The sequence below is a fragment of the Mesorhizobium sp. J8 genome (assembly GCF_016591715.1).
Classification (GTDB): Bacteria; Pseudomonadota; Alphaproteobacteria; order Rhizobiales; family Rhizobiaceae; genus Mesorhizobium.
This window is the reverse complement of the sequence record NZ_AP024109.1, coordinates 1,104,067-1,118,689: the sequence shown is the minus strand read 5'-3', so window position 1 is coordinate 1,118,689 and position 14,623 is coordinate 1,104,067. Positions and strand designations below refer to the sequence as shown.

The following is a 14,623-nucleotide window of genomic DNA, read 5'->3' as shown; positions in this document are numbered from 1 at the left end:
ACCGGCAACGATCCTATCTGGCCGTGCGTTTTGCCGTTGCAGGTTGTGGCCGCGGCGAACGACGATCGCCGGGCGACAACCAGCATTTCGGATCGTGGTCACAATACCTACGATGCGGCTTGACCAAATTTCCCTGTCTTGCGGGCCGCTTGCGGCGAGGCATAGAGCTGTGACGGCGCCGTCCAGGCTTCGTCGCCGTCCCTGCGCTCGCCGGTGATCAGGGTGCGCATCTGCGAAAGATAGGTCTCTATGAAAAAGGCGGTCTGCGATTCCAGCGGCGTGTAAGGCCCCGGACGATAGGCGCGCGAGGCGATCCCATCAGCGTTGTCTTCCGTGATCTTCTTGTCTTGAACGGTCGTCACGTCCCACATCCATGAAATCTTGTCGACGTCGAGCGACGGGTCGGCGTCCTTGTCGACCAGCCATGTCAGGATCACGTCGGTCTCGTTGGCGTTGCGCGGGATCATCTGGAACATGGTCAGATAGTCGTTGGGGGCGCTGAGGAACGAAAGCCGGCCGATCCGGAAGCCGTTTTCGCCGCCGTCGAACTTGCCACGTCCGCCCATCAGGCATGAGACGGGCTGACCATCGTCGGAAAGCGTGAGACGGCCCGAGCCGATCGGCTTGCGATGCATGGCGAAGGGCATCGTGTCCAGGCCGCCGGGCTCCCACACGCCCTTGTGGAACTCGGCGTCGCCGATGACGCTGTGCCAGGCGTCGATCTCCTGCTTCCATTCAGCGGCGTTGTAGCCGTCGCGCATGGCGGTCACCTTCACATGGCCGTTGACGCGGAAATATTCGGGGTGGGCCGGGCGGCAGTGGTAGCACTCGAGGAAATTCTCCAGGACCAGCTTCCAGTTCGCCTTGGTCAGGTAATTCTTGCGCGCGACGATACGCGCGTCGGCGACCCCGTTCTCGCGCAGAAGATCGGTCAGGCCGGCCGCCGCCGGCTCGATGTCGGGCAGGCTGGAGGGGTCGAGGCCGCACATCACCAGGCCACCGATCACCTTGGTCGGGACCTTGTGCAGCCCGAGGCTGTCGCCGTCGACGCCTTCGGGCAGGTCGCGCCGGGTCTGCAGCTCACCGGTCAGCCGGAAGGACCAGGCATGGTAGGGGCAGACCAGCAGCTTGCCGCGGCCATCCTTGACGCATAACCGCGAGCCGCGATGGGTGCAGACGTTGTAGTAAGCGGCAATGTCATCCTCGCCATCGCCATGACGAGCGACGATGATCTCCTCGTCGAACAATTGACGGATGATGTAGCTGCCCTTCTCCGCCACCTCGCTGGCATGGGCAACGATGACCCATTGGCGAGGGAACCACAATTCGCGCTCGAGCGCGAAGATATCCGGGTCGAGATAGAAGGCCTGCTGCAGGGACCAGTCCTTGCGGTGCTCGTCGATCAATCTGACCACGCGCGCGCGATCGAGGCCGGACAACGTCTTGTCGTTTGCATACATGGCGGACTCCGGGGGACGGGCTCCAGGGCTGGCTAATGCCTTTTGATCAGGCTTGCAGCGAATTGCGACCCTGATCAACCATGGATTTGGCAGGCTTCCATCTCAAAAAGTCATGCAATACTCTTGCCTTCGATGAAGACGCTCAAAGCCTCGCTTCCCTTGCTCAATGCCATGGTCGCATTCGAAGCGACCGCGCGACGCGGCAACCTGACGGCCGCAGCCGAGGAGCTCGCCATCGCGCAATCGGCCGTCTCGCGCCACATCGCCAATCTGGAAAAGCGGCTCGCGATCGACCTTCTGGCGCGCAAGGGCAACCGCGTCTCGCTGACCGAAAACGGCGCCGCGCTGGCGGAGGCGATCCGGGACGGGCTGGGCACGATCCGCGACGCCGTCGCGCGGCTGCAGGAGGCCGATCGCGGTTCCCTCGTCATCGCCAGCGGCTACGACCTCGTCCAGGCGTGGCTGATGCCGCGCTTCGATCTTGTGACCTCGCTCGTCACCCATGGCCGTGTCACGCTGCTGACCTCCAGCAATCCCGACGATTTCGGCCGGCCAGAGGTGGGGATTTCGATACGTTTCGGGCGCCCCGAGCTTTGGCCCGGCTTCGTCGCCCGCAAGCTGTTCGACGGGGAGTGGTTTCCCGTCTGCTCGCCGGGCTTACTCGAACGGCACCCTGCTCTGGCCTCGGAGGATCCGGCAACCTTCCTCGACGTGCCGCTGCTGCATCTCGCCGCTCCCGAAGACGCGATCGACAATTGGAGATCCTGGATCGGCACCGGCCGGAGCCTGCGCGGACCGACATTCTCCAGCTACCTGTCGATGATGCATGAGGCGATAGCCGGCCGCGGCGCGGCGCTGGCCTGGGCCGGCTTCGTCGAGGAGCAGCTGAAGCTCGGGCAATTGGTGCGGTTGACCAAAACTCCGCGCCGCCATGCCGACGCGTTCTACATCCTCACCCGAAGGAAGGCGACGCCAACCGAACAGATGGTGGCGCAGGCTTTGCTCGACAGCGCAACGGCCCGCTGACCTTCGTCAGCTACTCCGCCGCGGTGGCGAAACGCCTGGCGCCGTGGCGCGCGCTCCACGCGGGCATCGAGGCCTCGACATCTTCCTCGCTCGGGAAGGCGTCGCGCGCGTAGCGGTCGATCCTGAACCGAGCCGGATCGACCAGGCGCGGCGTATCCAGCAGGATCTCGGTCGCCAGCCTGCCGAGGCCCGGTCCATGGCTGACGCCGGTCTCGTTGTCGCCACCCGCGACGACGATGTTCGCGTGGCCCGGCACATGCCCGACCATCAAGCCGACATCGGGCGTATAGCAGGGAATGCCCTGCGACCAGTTCGCGACCTTCGAGCCGCGAAGCGGCGGGAAGACGTCCTGCAGCTTCTCCATCTGGTGGTCGACCATGGACTGCATCAGCTCGCGGTTGTGCGGCTGGCCGGGTTCGAGGTCGCTCTCCTCCAGGCGATGCATCGGCGTGTAGTGGCTGCCCGTGCCCCACATGATGGCGCCGAAGGTCTCCCGCAGCCAAAGCCTGAGCTCGCGGCATTGGATGGTCGGCAGCGTCGAAGGCAAGCCTCGGTCGTCGGTGACCACCCGCGTGGCCAGCACCCGCAGCAGCGGCAGGCGCCAGTCGAGGCCGGCGAGGACCTCGTTGTTCCAGGCGCCCGCCGCCACGACCGCGCCGTCGGCCTCGATGATGTCGTGGTCGGTCTTGAGCGTGACCTTGCCGCCGACGTCGTTGATCTTCCGCACCCTGGTCCTGTCGCGCGCGACGCCGCCGAGCTTCTTGATCTCGTTCACCAGCACGCCGAGCGCTAGCTTGGTGTCGAGTTGGATGCCGTGCGGATTGTAGGCGCCGGAGTGAACCTTCGCCGGATCGACCAGCCCGCCCATCTTCTCGCCGATCCGCGCGGCGTTGAGATCCTGCATCTCCTTCGGCGCATAGGGCGAGCTGAGCACAGGCATGACGAAATCCTCGCGCCCTTGCGGCGTGAGCGCCATGATCAGCGTGCCGTTCGGCCGGTAGCCGATCTCGGTGCCGAGCTCGCTCAGCATCCGGTAGAAGTCGAGGCCGTATTGTTGCAGGCGAAGGCCCTCCTCGCCGGCCGGGATCATGCCGGCCGACCAATGCGAGACGAAGCCGGCGCCGGCGCTGGTCGTTGCCGCGCCGGGCTCGGTCGCTTCTACGAGCGTCACGGTCTTCACGCCCGATTTCAAGAGGTGATAGGCGGTGGAGCAGCCGATGATGCCGCCACCCACGACCACGATATGCTTGCTGTTGGTTGCTGCCGGCATTTGTCTTCCTCCTCAGATCGTCGCGGCCGCAGGACCGCCAACATAGGTGTCGAGCCACCAGACGATGCGGGCGGCTGTGTCGATATATTCCGGATAACCGCGCAGGCTGTGGCCGGCATTCGGATAGATCGCGAGCGCGCTTGGCGAGCCTGAGCGCAGCGCGGCGAAATGGCACTCCAGCGCCTGCCCTGGCGGCGTGCTCTTGTCGATGCCGCCGGCCATGACCAGCGTCGGCACGCTCTTGAGCTGCCTGTGGAAAGCGGGGCTGCGGGTGAAATAGGCGCCGCCTTCCTCCCATGGCGAGGATTCCAGCATCAGCGCGTCGAATTCCGGTATCTGCGTCGTGCGATGCTGGCTGTACCAGTCGCCGACGGGGGAGATCGGAATGGCGGCGGCGAAGCGGTCGCTGCGCGTCGGCAGCCATGCGGACATGAAGCCGCCATAGCTGGTGCCGGTGACGGCGACACGGTCCGGATCGACCAGGCCTTTTCGCACCAGGGCATCGATGCCGCTCAAGATGTCGTCGGCATCGGCGCCGCCCATGTCGCCCTGCACCGCGCGGGCAAAGGCGTCCCCACGTCCCGTGCTGCCCCTCGGATTGGGGAAGAAAATCGTCCAGCCGCGCGCGACCAGAAGGGGAGCCGAACGCATTCGGGCCATCCAGCGGTTGCGATGGGACGAGATCGGACCGCCATGGATGTCGACCAGCAGCGGCGTCGGCCCGGCCGCCGCCGACGGGCGGACAAGCCAACCCTGGATTTCCAGCCCGTCCGCGGCACGCCAGGAAAACGGCTCGGCCTTGCCGCGGCCGGCCATCGTGGATCGCGCGTCGGCCGACGCGAGAGACGCGATCTGCCGCAGTTCGCCGTCGGCGACCTCGGCAAGGAACGGCGCCCGGTCGTAAGCCTCCGCGATGAAGAGCGAGCCCGCGGCGCCGACCGGCACGCTGGAGGGCGCCCACTCGCCGCAGGTCAATTCGGTCGACGACCAGCGTTCGGTCACCCCCGCGCCGGAGGCATCGCAATCGGCCACCACCGTCTCGTGGCCGCGGATGCCCGCCATATGCAGGCTGGTGGCGGAGCGCCATTCGATCGACGTGACGTCGATCGAATTGGTCGGGACGATGGCAACTTCGCCGCCCGCCGGATCGAGGATCGACAGCTGCCCGGCAACGAGGCCGCGGTCGCTGCAGAAGGCCTGGATGAAGGCGATGCGAGCACCGTCGGGCGAGCCGCGCGGAACGCCGATCTGGTCGCGCGGCGTGTGAAGAAGACTCACGGATCCCGACTTCGCATCGATGAGCGAAAGCTTCGCCGCATACCAGCTGCCCTCGACATGGTCATCGCTGGTCACGGCAGCGATCTTGTCGGCGCCGCACCAGCTCGCCTCCCAGACATTGACGGGCGCCGATGTGAGCGGCTCAGGTTTGGCCCTCGTGTCCCAGAGCCAAATCCGGCGCCAAAGATCCTCGCCCTCGCCCCAACCGATTTCGGGCAGCCACGCGGGCGCATCCGTCTTCTGCTTCTGCGCATAGCCGCCGTGAATTCCTGCCAGATCCGCGCCGGCGCCGGCAACGACCAGCAGCAGCTTCTGGCCGTCGGGCGACCAGTCGATCAGCTCGATCCGGCCGGGCACATCCGCCACCGCGATGCCTTCGCCGGCGGACCAGATCTCGATACAGTCGACGCCCGGCTCTCCACCGGCGTAAGCGACCGCCAGGACCTGCCCGTCCGGCGCAAGGCTGATTTGCCTGGTCTCCGCATCGTTGAGCCGTTGAGGAGAGCGATCGCCACGTCGCATTTGGTAGAGACGGCTGACCGGCGCACGGTCGAGGCCGCCCTCGAAGCTCTGGCCGATGAAAAACACCGCCTCGTTGGAGGCATGACCACAAAGAGAGCGGGCCGCGAAGACGTGCCCGTTCAGCCCGAACAGGGCGGCATAGAGGCCCTGCGCCTCAGCGAATTCCGCGGCGGAGCGGAAATCCCGGGACATCCGGCCGGCAACCGGCGCGTCCTCAGATCCGGAATTCCGCGTCCTGCTCATCTCGACTCCCAGCATCGCGCTCAACCGGGCGCCATCGCCGCGGCAAGATCACAGAGCCAACCATAACGGCCGTCGACGCATTGTCTAGACACCAGTGTACATTAGATTGGACCAGCGACCGATGAGCGGTTGACCCGCCCCGATCGGGATGCGCAGATTTCGAAGGCGACGAAACAATCCGGATACAGAAGCGATGAGCCTTGACGACAAAGTCCGGTCGATCCTGACGAGCGAAGTCATCTGGGACGCGCATTCCGGCTTCATGCCCGACCCGGCCGCGGATCTGAACAATCTGCGGATCTGGCGCGACGCCGGCGTCGATTATCTTTCCATCGATGTCGGCTTCGATCTCCTGCCCTGGGAAAAGACGGTCGCCACGCTTGCCTGTTTCCGGCACTGGATCCTGGCGCGCCCGGCCGACTACGCGCTCGTCTCGTCGACCGACGAAATTCTCGCCGCGAAGGCGCAAGGCAAGCTGGCGGTCACCTTCGATATCGAAGGCATGAACGCGCTGAACGGCCGGGTCGAGATGGTCGCGTTCTACCATCGCCTCGGCGTCAGACAGATGCTGTTCGCCTACAACCGCAACAACCTCGCGGGCGGAGGGTGCCACGACGAGGACAAGGGCCTCACAGCGTTCGGCCGGCAGGTGATCGACGAGATGAACCGTCTCGGCATGTTCGTGGACGTAACCCATACGGGCTATCGCACCACGATGGAGGTGATGGAATATACGGACCGTCCCGTTATCTTCTCGCACTCCAATCCGAAGGCGCTCTGCGCCCATGGGCGCAACATCACCGACGAGCAGATCAAGGCCTGCGCCCGAACCGGCGGCATCATCGGCGTCGTCGGCCTCAACCGCTTCCTGGGCGAGGGCCGCACCGATTCCAAACGGCTGGCCGATCACGTCGAATATCTCATCGACCTCGCCGGCCCGCGCCATGTCGGCATCGGGCTCGACTATGCTTTCCCGGTCGAGGTCGAAGGCATCGAGGACATCATCTCCAGCAATCCGCATTTCTGGCCGAAGAACGAATATCCGGAAGGCAAGACCACCTACTCGAGCCCGGGTCAGATGAAAGAACTCATCGAGGTCCTGCTTCGGCGCGGCCAGCCGGAGCGCACGGTTCGCGACGTGATGGGCGGCAACTTCATGCGGCTGGCGCGCGAGATCTGGAAATAGCCCCCGGAACAACCGTCGCGCCGATCGATCAATGGCTGGAACAAGCCTCCGGCTTCGCGATATATGATGTATTTTTTTCACTAGACATATGTGTATAGCCGGGGCAGGCTAACCAAAATGGAGCCGTCGACAGGTCTCCGGCAAGCCGCGAAGCGCGCAACATAACCAAGAGGGGTAGAGGATGACGAAGGCCGCGAACATCAACATGACACGCCGTGGGATGCTGGCCGGCGCCGGGGCGCTCGGCCTCGCCTCGCTGATCTACTCCACCAAACGCTCGCAGGCGGCGGCGTCCGTCCTCAGGGTGCGCTCATATGGCGATATCCAGACGCTCGATCCGGCCTTTCGGCTTGCCGCGCCCGAAGGCGACATCACCAATGTCATTTTCGCCGGCCTGGTCGTCGCCACGCCGGGCGACAGCTGGGGCTGGAAGCCGATGGCCGTGGAAAAGATCGAGCAGCTCGATCCGCTCACCATCGCCTTCAAGCTGCGCGACAATATCGGCTTCACCGACGGTTTCGGCCAGATGACGGCGGAGGACGTGAAGTTCTCGATCGAGCGCCTCGCCGATCCCGCCAACAAGTCCCCCTATGCGGGCGACTGGGCGACGCTCAAGGAAGTCGAGGTCAAGGACAAGCTCTCGGGCATCATCCATCTGAGCAAAGCATTCGCGCCGCTGTGGACCTCGACCTTGCCGACGCCGTCGAGCACGATCCTGTCCAAGCGCGCCGTGACCGAGGCCGGGGGCAAGCTCGGCGTGAAGCCCGTGGCGCAGTCGGGCCCCTATCTGCTCAAGGAATGGACGCCCAAGCAGCGCACCGTGCTCGTTCGCAACCCGGACTGGAAATACGAGCAGGGCGGCTACGACGAGATCCACGTCCACCCGATCGAGGACGAAAAGACCGCCGAGCTCGGCTATGAGGCGGGCGACCTCGACTATACCTGGACGTCCGTGTCCTCGATCAAGCGGCTGAAGGAAACGCCGCCGGCCGACACCGTCGTGGTCGAGAAGCCATCGCTCGCCTTCGTCTGGCTCGGCATGAACCAGATCGCGGCGCCCTTCGACAATCCGGACCTGCGCCGCGCCGTCCAATACGGCGTCGACCGCAAGGCCGTGGTGGACGCAGCCTATTTCGGCGCCGCCGCCACGTCCACCGGCATCATCGCGCCCGGCCTGATCGGCCATCGCGAGAAGAACCTCTACGAATATGATCCGGACAAGGCGCGCGAGCTGGTCAACAAGGCCGGCGCCAGCGGCCTCACCGTCACGCTCGACATCCTCAACAAGGCGGAGCGCCTGTCGGCGGCGCAGGTCGTGCAGGCCAATCTGCAGGACATCGGCATCAACGTTGAAATCAAGCAGAACGACAGCGGCACGTTCTGGACGCTGGGGTCGAAGCAAAACCCTTACTACAAGAAGCTCCAGATGGTGCTGTCGCGCTTCTCGATGCAGCCTGATCCGAGCTGGGCGACGGAGTGGTACACGACCAGCCAGATCGGCGAGTGGAATTGGGAGCAGTTCAGCAACGCCGAATTCGACAAGCTGGTCACCGAAGGCAAGATCGAGCTCGACCCGGCCAAGCGCGATGTCATGTACAAGAAGATGCAGGACCTGATGGAGGAGAGCGGCTGCTACGTCTTCCTCACCCATGAGGTCACCGGCGTGATGTACCGCAAGAGTGTGGCGGCCGGCCTCAAGCCGAACGGCGAGCCCTGCTTCGCGGACTTCAAACCTGCCTGACGTGATGGAAGACCACGGCACGGCGCGGGTCGGATTGGCCGGCTCCTGAGATGCTCCGCTATTCGCTGAAACGACTGGGCCTGGGCATCATCATCGTGAGCGTTGCGATGGTGATGCTGTTTGCCATGATCTATGTGATCCCGGGCGATCCGGCATCGGTGGCGCTCGGGCCGCGCGCCACGCCCGAGATGGTCCAGGCACTGCGCAGCCGCATGGGGCTGGACCAGCCGATCTGGATCCAGTTCCTCAGATTCTATTTCTCCGCGCTGCGCGGCGACCTGGGCACCGAGGTGCTGTCCGGGCGACCGGTGCTCGACGTCGTGTTCGAGCAGTTGCCCTACACGCTTGCGCTGATCGCGGGCGCGATCTCGTGGTCCGTGCTGCTCGGCATTCCGCTGGGCTGCATCGCGGCGGTGCGGCGCGGCGGCTTCGTCGATCGCGTCATCGGCGTGCTCTCGGTCGCGGTGATCGCGGTGCCGTCCTTCGTCATCGCGATCTATTCCCTGCTGATCTTCGCCGTCGCCCTGCAGTGGCTGCCGGCCATCGGCGCCGGCGAACCCGGCAATCTGGCCAGCCAATTGAAGCATCTTGCCTTGCCGTCACTCGCGATCGGCGTCGGCTGGGTCGGCTACATCGCGCGCATGGTGCGTGCTTCCATGCTGGAAACGCTGGAAGCCAGCCACATCCGCACCGCCCGCGCTTTCGGCCTGACCGACCGGCGCATCACCTATTCCTATGCCTTGCGCATCGCCATCCTGCCGACCGTCACGCTGCTCGGCGTCGGCATCGGCAATATGGTGTCTTCGGCCGTCTTCGCCGAGATCGTCTTTGCCCGCCCCGGCATCGGCAAGCTGGTCTACGAGGCGATCTCGGTGCGCAATTATCCGGTCGTCACCGGCGCCGTGCTGGTGACGACCGCTTTCTTCGTCGTCGTGAACGCTCTCGCCGACATCCTCATTGGTGCGTTGGACCCCCGTGTCAGAACAAGCTTTGATTGAGCGGCAGCCGCGCGTGCGCATCGGCAAGGCTGGCCGCGTGCTTCGGCGCATCCTTCGCGAGCCGCTCGGCGCGTTCGGTCTCACCCTGGTCGTGATCGTCGTTCTGTCGGCTCTCTTCGCCGACGTGCTCACCAGCTATCCACCAACCAAACTCGCCCCCGCCGAGCGTTTCGCGCCCGCAAGCCTGCAGCACCTGCTCGGCACGGATCATCTCGGACGCGACCTGTTCTCGCGCGTGCTCCATGGCGGCCGTATCGCGCTCGCCATTGCGCTTGGCGCGACCGGCCTGTCGCTCATCGGCGGCATCGTGCTCGGGCTCATCGCCGGCTACGGGCCGCGCTGGCTCGACAATCTGATGCTCCTGCTCTTCGATGCCATCAAGAGCTTCCCGACCGTGATGCTGGCGCTGACACTGGTCACGCTGACCGGACCGTCGCTGCTCGCCGTGCTGATCGTGGTCGTGCTGGTCAATGTGCCCGGCTATGCCCGTATCATCAGGACACAGACGTTGGTCCTGAAGTCGGCCGAGCATGTCATGGCGGCGCGCTCGATGGGCGCGAGCACCGCACGAATCCTCACCGTCCACATATTGCCCAACGTCATCGGCCCGATCCTCATCCTCGCATCGATGGACATCCCGGTCGTCGTGGCGATCGAGGCGGGCCTAAGCTTTCTCGGCCTCGGCGTCAGACCGCCTCTGCCAAGCTGGGGCGCGATCCTGAACGACGGCTTCGTCAACATCCGCGATTCATACTGGATCGTGGTCGCCGGCGGCCTGCCGATCATCCTCACAACGCTCGGCTTCACCTTCCTCGGCGAGACCTTGCGCGACGTTTTCGACCCCAGGCTGAAGAGGCGCGAATGACCGTCCTCGACGTCAAGGACCTCAGCGTCGACTTCGCCACCGAAGCAGGCACGTTGCAGGCGCTGCGCAAGGTGAGCCTGGAGGTGCCGGCGAACCGGATCGTCGGCGTCGTCGGCGAGTCGGGCTGCGGAAAGTCGACGCTGATCAACGCCGTTCTCGGCCTGCTTGCCGACAATGGCACGGTCACGGCGGGCCAGATCCTGTTCGAGGGCAAAAGCGATCTCGTCCATCTCGACGGCAATGGCATGCGGGCGCTGCGCGGCCAGAAGATCGCGACCGTCTTCCAGGACCCGATGGGAGCGCTGAACCCGGTGCTTTCGGTGGGCAAGCAGATGCGCGACATCCAGTACCGCTCCGGCCTGCCGCGCAAGGCAAAGGACGCGCTCTCGGTCGAGATGCTGCGCAAGGTCCGTATCCCCGATCCCGAGCGCCGGCTGGCGCAGTTTCCGCACGAATTCTCGGGCGGCATGAAGCAGCGCATCGCCATCGCCATGGCGCTGCTGATGCGGCCCTCGCTGCTCATCGCCGACGAGCCGACGACGGCCCTCGACGCCACGCTCGAAGTCGCCATCATCGAGTTGCTCAAGGACCTGCAGAAGCAGATCGGCTGCTCCGTGCTGTTCATCTCGCATCATCTCGGCGTCATAGCCGAGCTGTGCGACGAGATGATCGTCATGTATGCCGGCGAAGTGGTCGAACGCGGCTCGACCCGCGACATCTTCCACAACCCGCGCCATCCCTACACGAAGAAGCTGCTCGCTTGCGATCCGGCAAGGCTCTCGCGACGCGAGTCGCGGCTGCCCACCATTCCCGGTACGCTGCCGGACCTGCGCAACCGTCCCAAGGGCTGCGTTTTCCAGTCACGCTGCGAACTCGCGGACGATGCCTGCGCCACGATGCCGCCCGATAGCGCGCTGAGCGCGTCTCACGTCGCGCGGTGCTGGCATACCGACGAGACGGCCGGAGCGGCCGCATGACGACAGAACCCCTGCTTTCGGTTTCCGATCTTCGGGTACGCTTCCGCGTCGGCGGCATGATGAGCGCGCTCACCGGCCGGCGGACAGAAATCGAAGCCGTCTCCGGTGTCGGCTTTACGCTGGAGCGCGGCCAGACGCTTGCGCTGGTCGGCGAATCCGGATCGGGCAAGACCACGCTGGCGCGCGCCGTCGACGGCCTGCAGCCGGCCGCGAGCGGCTCGATCCGCTTCGAGGGCCGCGAGTTGCGCGACCTGCCGAAGAAGGACTGGAAGCCGCTCCGGTGCAAGATGTCGATGATGTTCCAGGATCCGGTCGGCTCGCTGTCGCCGCGCCTCAGCGTTCGCTCGCTGCTGGCGGAGCCGTTCGCCATCCACGGCCTGTCCGGCCGCAGCCTCGAAGCCGAGGTGGAGCGCCTGCTCGCCCTTGTCGGACTTCCGCGCGATTTCGCTGATCGCTATCCGCACCAGCTCTCCGGCGGCCAGGCACGTCGTGTCGGCGTCGCAAGAGCCGTGGCTCTGGATCCGGTGCTGATCATCGCCGACGAACCAACAGCCGGGCTCGACGTATCGATCCAGGGCGAGGTGCTCAACCTGCTCAACGACCTGCGCGACCGCATGGGTCTGTCGATGCTCATCATCACGCACAATCTGCACGTCGTGCGCCAGATCGCTGACCGGATGGCGGTGATGTATCTCGGACGATTCGTGGAGGAAGGCGAGACCGAGGCGATTTTCCGGGCGCCGCATCATCCCTACACGGCGGCGCTGCTGTCCGCGAACCCCGAGCCCGATCCGGACAAGGTGCATAACCGCATCGCGCTGCCGGCCGAAGTGCCGTCGCTGCTCGACAGGCCTTCGGGATGCGAGTTCCACACACGCTGCCCGTTCGCGCAAGATATCTGCACGACGCAGGCGCCGACCTCTTCCGCAGCCGGCTCGAGCCGGCTCACCTGTCACTTCCCGCTCAATGCCGGCCCGAGCGCCGTCAAGGCAACCGCTGCAAGCTAAGAGAAGGTCCGTCCGATGAAAGACATCCGCGTGGTCACCGATTTCCCGCGCAAGGTCCGCGAGATCGAGAACCTGTGGATCCCGATGCCGGACGGCGTGAAGCTCGCCGCGCGCATCTGGCTACCACAGGACGCCGAAGCCGATCCGGTGCCGGCCATCCTCGAATACCTGCCCTACCGCAAGCGCGACGGAACGGTGGAGCGCGATGCGCTCACCCATCCTTATTTCGCCGGCCACGGCTATGCCGGCGTGCGTGTCGACATGCGCGGCACCGGCGACAGCGAAGGCGTCTGCAAGGGCGAATATCTGAAGCAGGAACAGGACGATTGTCTCGCCGTCATCGAATGGCTGGCGAAGCAGCCCTGGTGCTCGGGCGCGGTCGGCATGATCGGCATCAGCTGGGGCGGCTTCAACGGGCTCCAGGTTGCCGCCCGCCGCCCGCCGGCGCTGAAGGCGGTGATCTCGCTCTGCTCCACCGACGACCGTTACAACGACGACGTCCACTATCTCGGCGGCGCGCAGATGTGCGACAATCTGATGTGGGGCACGACCGCCTGGGCGATCGCCATGACGCCGCCCGATCCGCTGATCGTCGGCGACCGTTGGCGCGAGCTGTGGGAGGGGCGCCTCGAAGGCAACGGCATCTGGATGCAGGACTGGTTCGAGCACCAGCGCCGCGACGACTTCTACAAGCACGGCTCGATCTGCGAGGATTACGCGGACGTCGAGATCCCGGTCTATGCGGTCGGCGGCTGGGCGGACGGTTATCCGAACCCGATCTTCCGTATGCTTGAACATCTGCCGGGTATCCGCAAGGGACTGATCGGCCCGTGGGGCCACAAATACCCGCACTTCGCCATGCCCGGGCCGCGCATGGGCTTCCTCCAGGAATGCCTGCGCTGGTGGGACCAGTATCTCAAGGGCATCGACACAGGCATCGCCGACGAACCTATGCTGCGCGCCTGGATGCAGGAACCGGCGGCACCGGCCGCGATCTATGACGAGCGTCCCGGGCGCTGGGTGGCCGAGCCGTCCTGGCCGGGACCTGGCGTCGGCGAATATACGCTCGCGCTCTCGCCCGGCAAACTTGCCGAGGACGCCGGCAGCGACGACGTGCTGACGATCCGCTCGCCCTCCACGGCGGGGCTCTCGTCCGGCGCGTGGTGTGGCTACGGCGTGCTGCCGACCTTGCCGGTCGACCAGCGCATGGAAGCCGGCAATGCGCTCGTCTTCGAGACCGAGCCGCTGAAGGAAGCCGTGGAGATCCTCGGCTTCCCGGAATTCGAGGTGAAGCTCGCCTCGGACAAACCGGTCGCGCTGATCTCGGCGACCCTGTCATTGGTGCTGGAAGACGGTGCCGCCTCGCGCGTCAGCTACGGCATCCTCAATCTCACCCACAGGCATGACGATCTCGATCTCAAGCCGATGACACCGGGCGAGGCCGAGACGGTGCGCCTCAAATTGCGCTGCTGCGGCCAGCGCTTCGAGAAGGGCCAGCGCATCCGGCTCGCCATCGCCACCGGGCATTGGCCGATCGTCTTCCCGGGACCGGAGAACGCGACGCTGTCGATCCATTGTGCCGGAAGCAGGCTGATCCTGCCGGTGCGCAAGCCGCAGCCGCTCGACAAGACGCTCCCGGAATTCAAGGGACCGGAAAGCGCCACGCCGATGGCTCAGGAGGTGATCAAGGCGGGCGAGCCTTTCCGGCGCGAGGTAACCACGGACCAGATCACCGGGGAATCCACCTACACGATCGTCAGCGACGCGGGAACGGTGCACCATCCCCACACCGGCATGACCCTGTCGCAGCGACAGACCGAGATCTTCACCGTCCATCCGGACGATCCGAACTCTGCGCGCGGAACCGTGACCTGGGACAAGACCTATTCGCGCGGCGACTGGAACGCTCGCGTTTCGGTATCCGCCACGGTGCGTGCGTTGCGCGATGTCTGGCGCATGGAAACGCATCTCGTCGCGCGCGCCGGTGATGAGGTCGTGGTCGATCGCGAGGAGGTCAAGGAATTTCCACGAGACCTGAATTGACGTGGTC

At 65.3% G+C, this 14,623-nt stretch carries 11 protein-coding genes; 8 read left to right on the top strand and 3 right to left on the bottom strand.

What is annotated here, in order from left to right:
- Positions 1 to 107: 107 nt before the first annotated feature.
- Positions 108 to 1,460: an aromatic ring-hydroxylating oxygenase subunit alpha gene (locus MJ8_RS05210; protein ID WP_201413393.1), complete on the bottom strand. Its 1,353-nt coding sequence runs from the start codon at positions 1,458 to 1,460 to the stop codon at positions 108 to 110.
- Between the two features lie 132 nt (positions 1,461 to 1,592).
- Between MJ8_RS05210 and MJ8_RS05205 the strand changes: the two genes are divergently transcribed.
- On the top strand, positions 1,593 to 2,486 hold the full coding sequence (locus MJ8_RS05205) for a LysR family transcriptional regulator (protein WP_201413392.1): 894 nt from the start codon (positions 1,593 to 1,595) through the stop codon (positions 2,484 to 2,486).
- Between the two features lie 10 nt (positions 2,487 to 2,496).
- Here MJ8_RS05205 and MJ8_RS05200 read toward each other — a convergent pair whose 3' ends face one another.
- Both MJ8_RS05200 and MJ8_RS05195 read right to left on the bottom strand, forming a co-directional pair.
- Entirely contained in the window at positions 2,497 to 3,756 is a 1,260-nt protein-coding gene (locus MJ8_RS05200; protein ID WP_201413391.1) for an NAD(P)/FAD-dependent oxidoreductase, read from the bottom strand.
- Between the two features lie 12 nt (positions 3,757 to 3,768).
- Positions 3,769 to 5,799 (bottom strand): prolyl oligopeptidase family serine peptidase, encoded by a 2,031-nt coding sequence (locus MJ8_RS05195; RefSeq protein WP_201413390.1) that lies wholly within the window; start codon positions 5,797 to 5,799, stop codon positions 3,769 to 3,771.
- Positions 5,800 to 5,992: 193 nt separating this feature from the next.
- On the opposite strand from MJ8_RS05195, the gene MJ8_RS05190 reads away from it, so the two are divergent.
- The 7 genes from MJ8_RS05190 to MJ8_RS05160 all read left to right on the top strand — a co-directional run bounded on the left by MJ8_RS05190 (position 5,993) and on the right by MJ8_RS05160 (position 14,616).
- Positions 5,993 to 6,985: a dipeptidase gene (locus MJ8_RS05190; protein ID WP_201413389.1), complete on the top strand. Its 993-nt coding sequence runs from the start codon at positions 5,993 to 5,995 to the stop codon at positions 6,983 to 6,985.
- A gap of 181 nt (positions 6,986 to 7,166) precedes the next feature.
- Positions 7,167 to 8,726, top strand: coding sequence for an ABC transporter substrate-binding protein (locus tag MJ8_RS05185; protein WP_201413388.1), 1,560 nt, complete (start codon positions 7,167 to 7,169; stop codon positions 8,724 to 8,726).
- A gap of 50 nt (positions 8,727 to 8,776) precedes the next feature.
- Entirely contained in the window at positions 8,777 to 9,724 is a 948-nt protein-coding gene (locus MJ8_RS05180; protein WP_201413387.1) for an ABC transporter permease, read from the top strand.
- Positions 9,717 to 10,589 (top strand): ABC transporter permease, encoded by an 873-nt coding sequence (locus MJ8_RS05175; protein WP_225248132.1) that lies wholly within the window; start codon positions 9,717 to 9,719, stop codon positions 10,587 to 10,589. The genes MJ8_RS05180 and MJ8_RS05175 overlap by 8 nt, the downstream gene beginning before the upstream one ends.
- A complete protein-coding gene (locus MJ8_RS05170) occupies positions 10,586 to 11,566 on the top strand; it encodes an ABC transporter ATP-binding protein (RefSeq protein WP_201413386.1) in 981 nt (326 codons plus the stop codon). Before MJ8_RS05175 ends, MJ8_RS05170 begins: the two co-directional genes overlap by 4 nt.
- Positions 11,563 to 12,573 (top strand): ABC transporter ATP-binding protein, encoded by a 1,011-nt coding sequence (locus tag MJ8_RS05165; protein ID WP_201413385.1) that lies wholly within the window; start codon positions 11,563 to 11,565, stop codon positions 12,571 to 12,573. The genes MJ8_RS05170 and MJ8_RS05165 overlap by 4 nt, the downstream gene beginning before the upstream one ends.
- Before the next feature lie 15 nt (positions 12,574 to 12,588).
- The gene (locus MJ8_RS05160; protein WP_201413384.1) at positions 12,589 to 14,616 is read left to right on the top strand and encodes a CocE/NonD family hydrolase; all 2,028 of its coding nucleotides are present in this window, start codon (positions 12,589 to 12,591) and stop codon (positions 14,614 to 14,616) included.
- Positions 14,617 to 14,623: the final 7 nt, after the last annotated feature.

Coding starts and splice junctions, on each gene's coding strand:
- MJ8_RS05210 (WP_201413393.1), bottom strand. CDS start 1,460: ATGTATGCAAACGACAAGACGTTGTCCGGCCTCGATCGCGCGCGCGTG.
- MJ8_RS05205 (WP_201413392.1), top strand. CDS start 1,593: ATGAAGACGCTCAAAGCCTCGCTTCCCTTGCTCAATGCCATGGTCGCA.
- MJ8_RS05200 (WP_201413391.1), bottom strand. CDS start 3,756: ATGCCGGCAGCAACCAACAGCAAGCATATCGTGGTCGTGGGTGGCGGC.
- MJ8_RS05195 (WP_201413390.1), bottom strand. CDS start 5,799: ATGAGCAGGACGCGGAATTCCGGATCTGAGGACGCGCCGGTTGCCGGC.
- MJ8_RS05190 (WP_201413389.1), top strand. CDS start 5,993: ATGAGCCTTGACGACAAAGTCCGGTCGATCCTGACGAGCGAAGTCATC.
- MJ8_RS05185 (WP_201413388.1), top strand. CDS start 7,167: ATGACGAAGGCCGCGAACATCAACATGACACGCCGTGGGATGCTGGCC.
- MJ8_RS05180 (WP_201413387.1), top strand. CDS start 8,777: ATGCTCCGCTATTCGCTGAAACGACTGGGCCTGGGCATCATCATCGTG.
- MJ8_RS05170 (WP_201413386.1), top strand. CDS start 10,586: ATGACCGTCCTCGACGTCAAGGACCTCAGCGTCGACTTCGCCACCGAA.
- MJ8_RS05165 (WP_201413385.1), top strand. CDS start 11,563: ATGACGACAGAACCCCTGCTTTCGGTTTCCGATCTTCGGGTACGCTTC.
- MJ8_RS05160 (WP_201413384.1), top strand. CDS start 12,589: ATGAAAGACATCCGCGTGGTCACCGATTTCCCGCGCAAGGTCCGCGAG.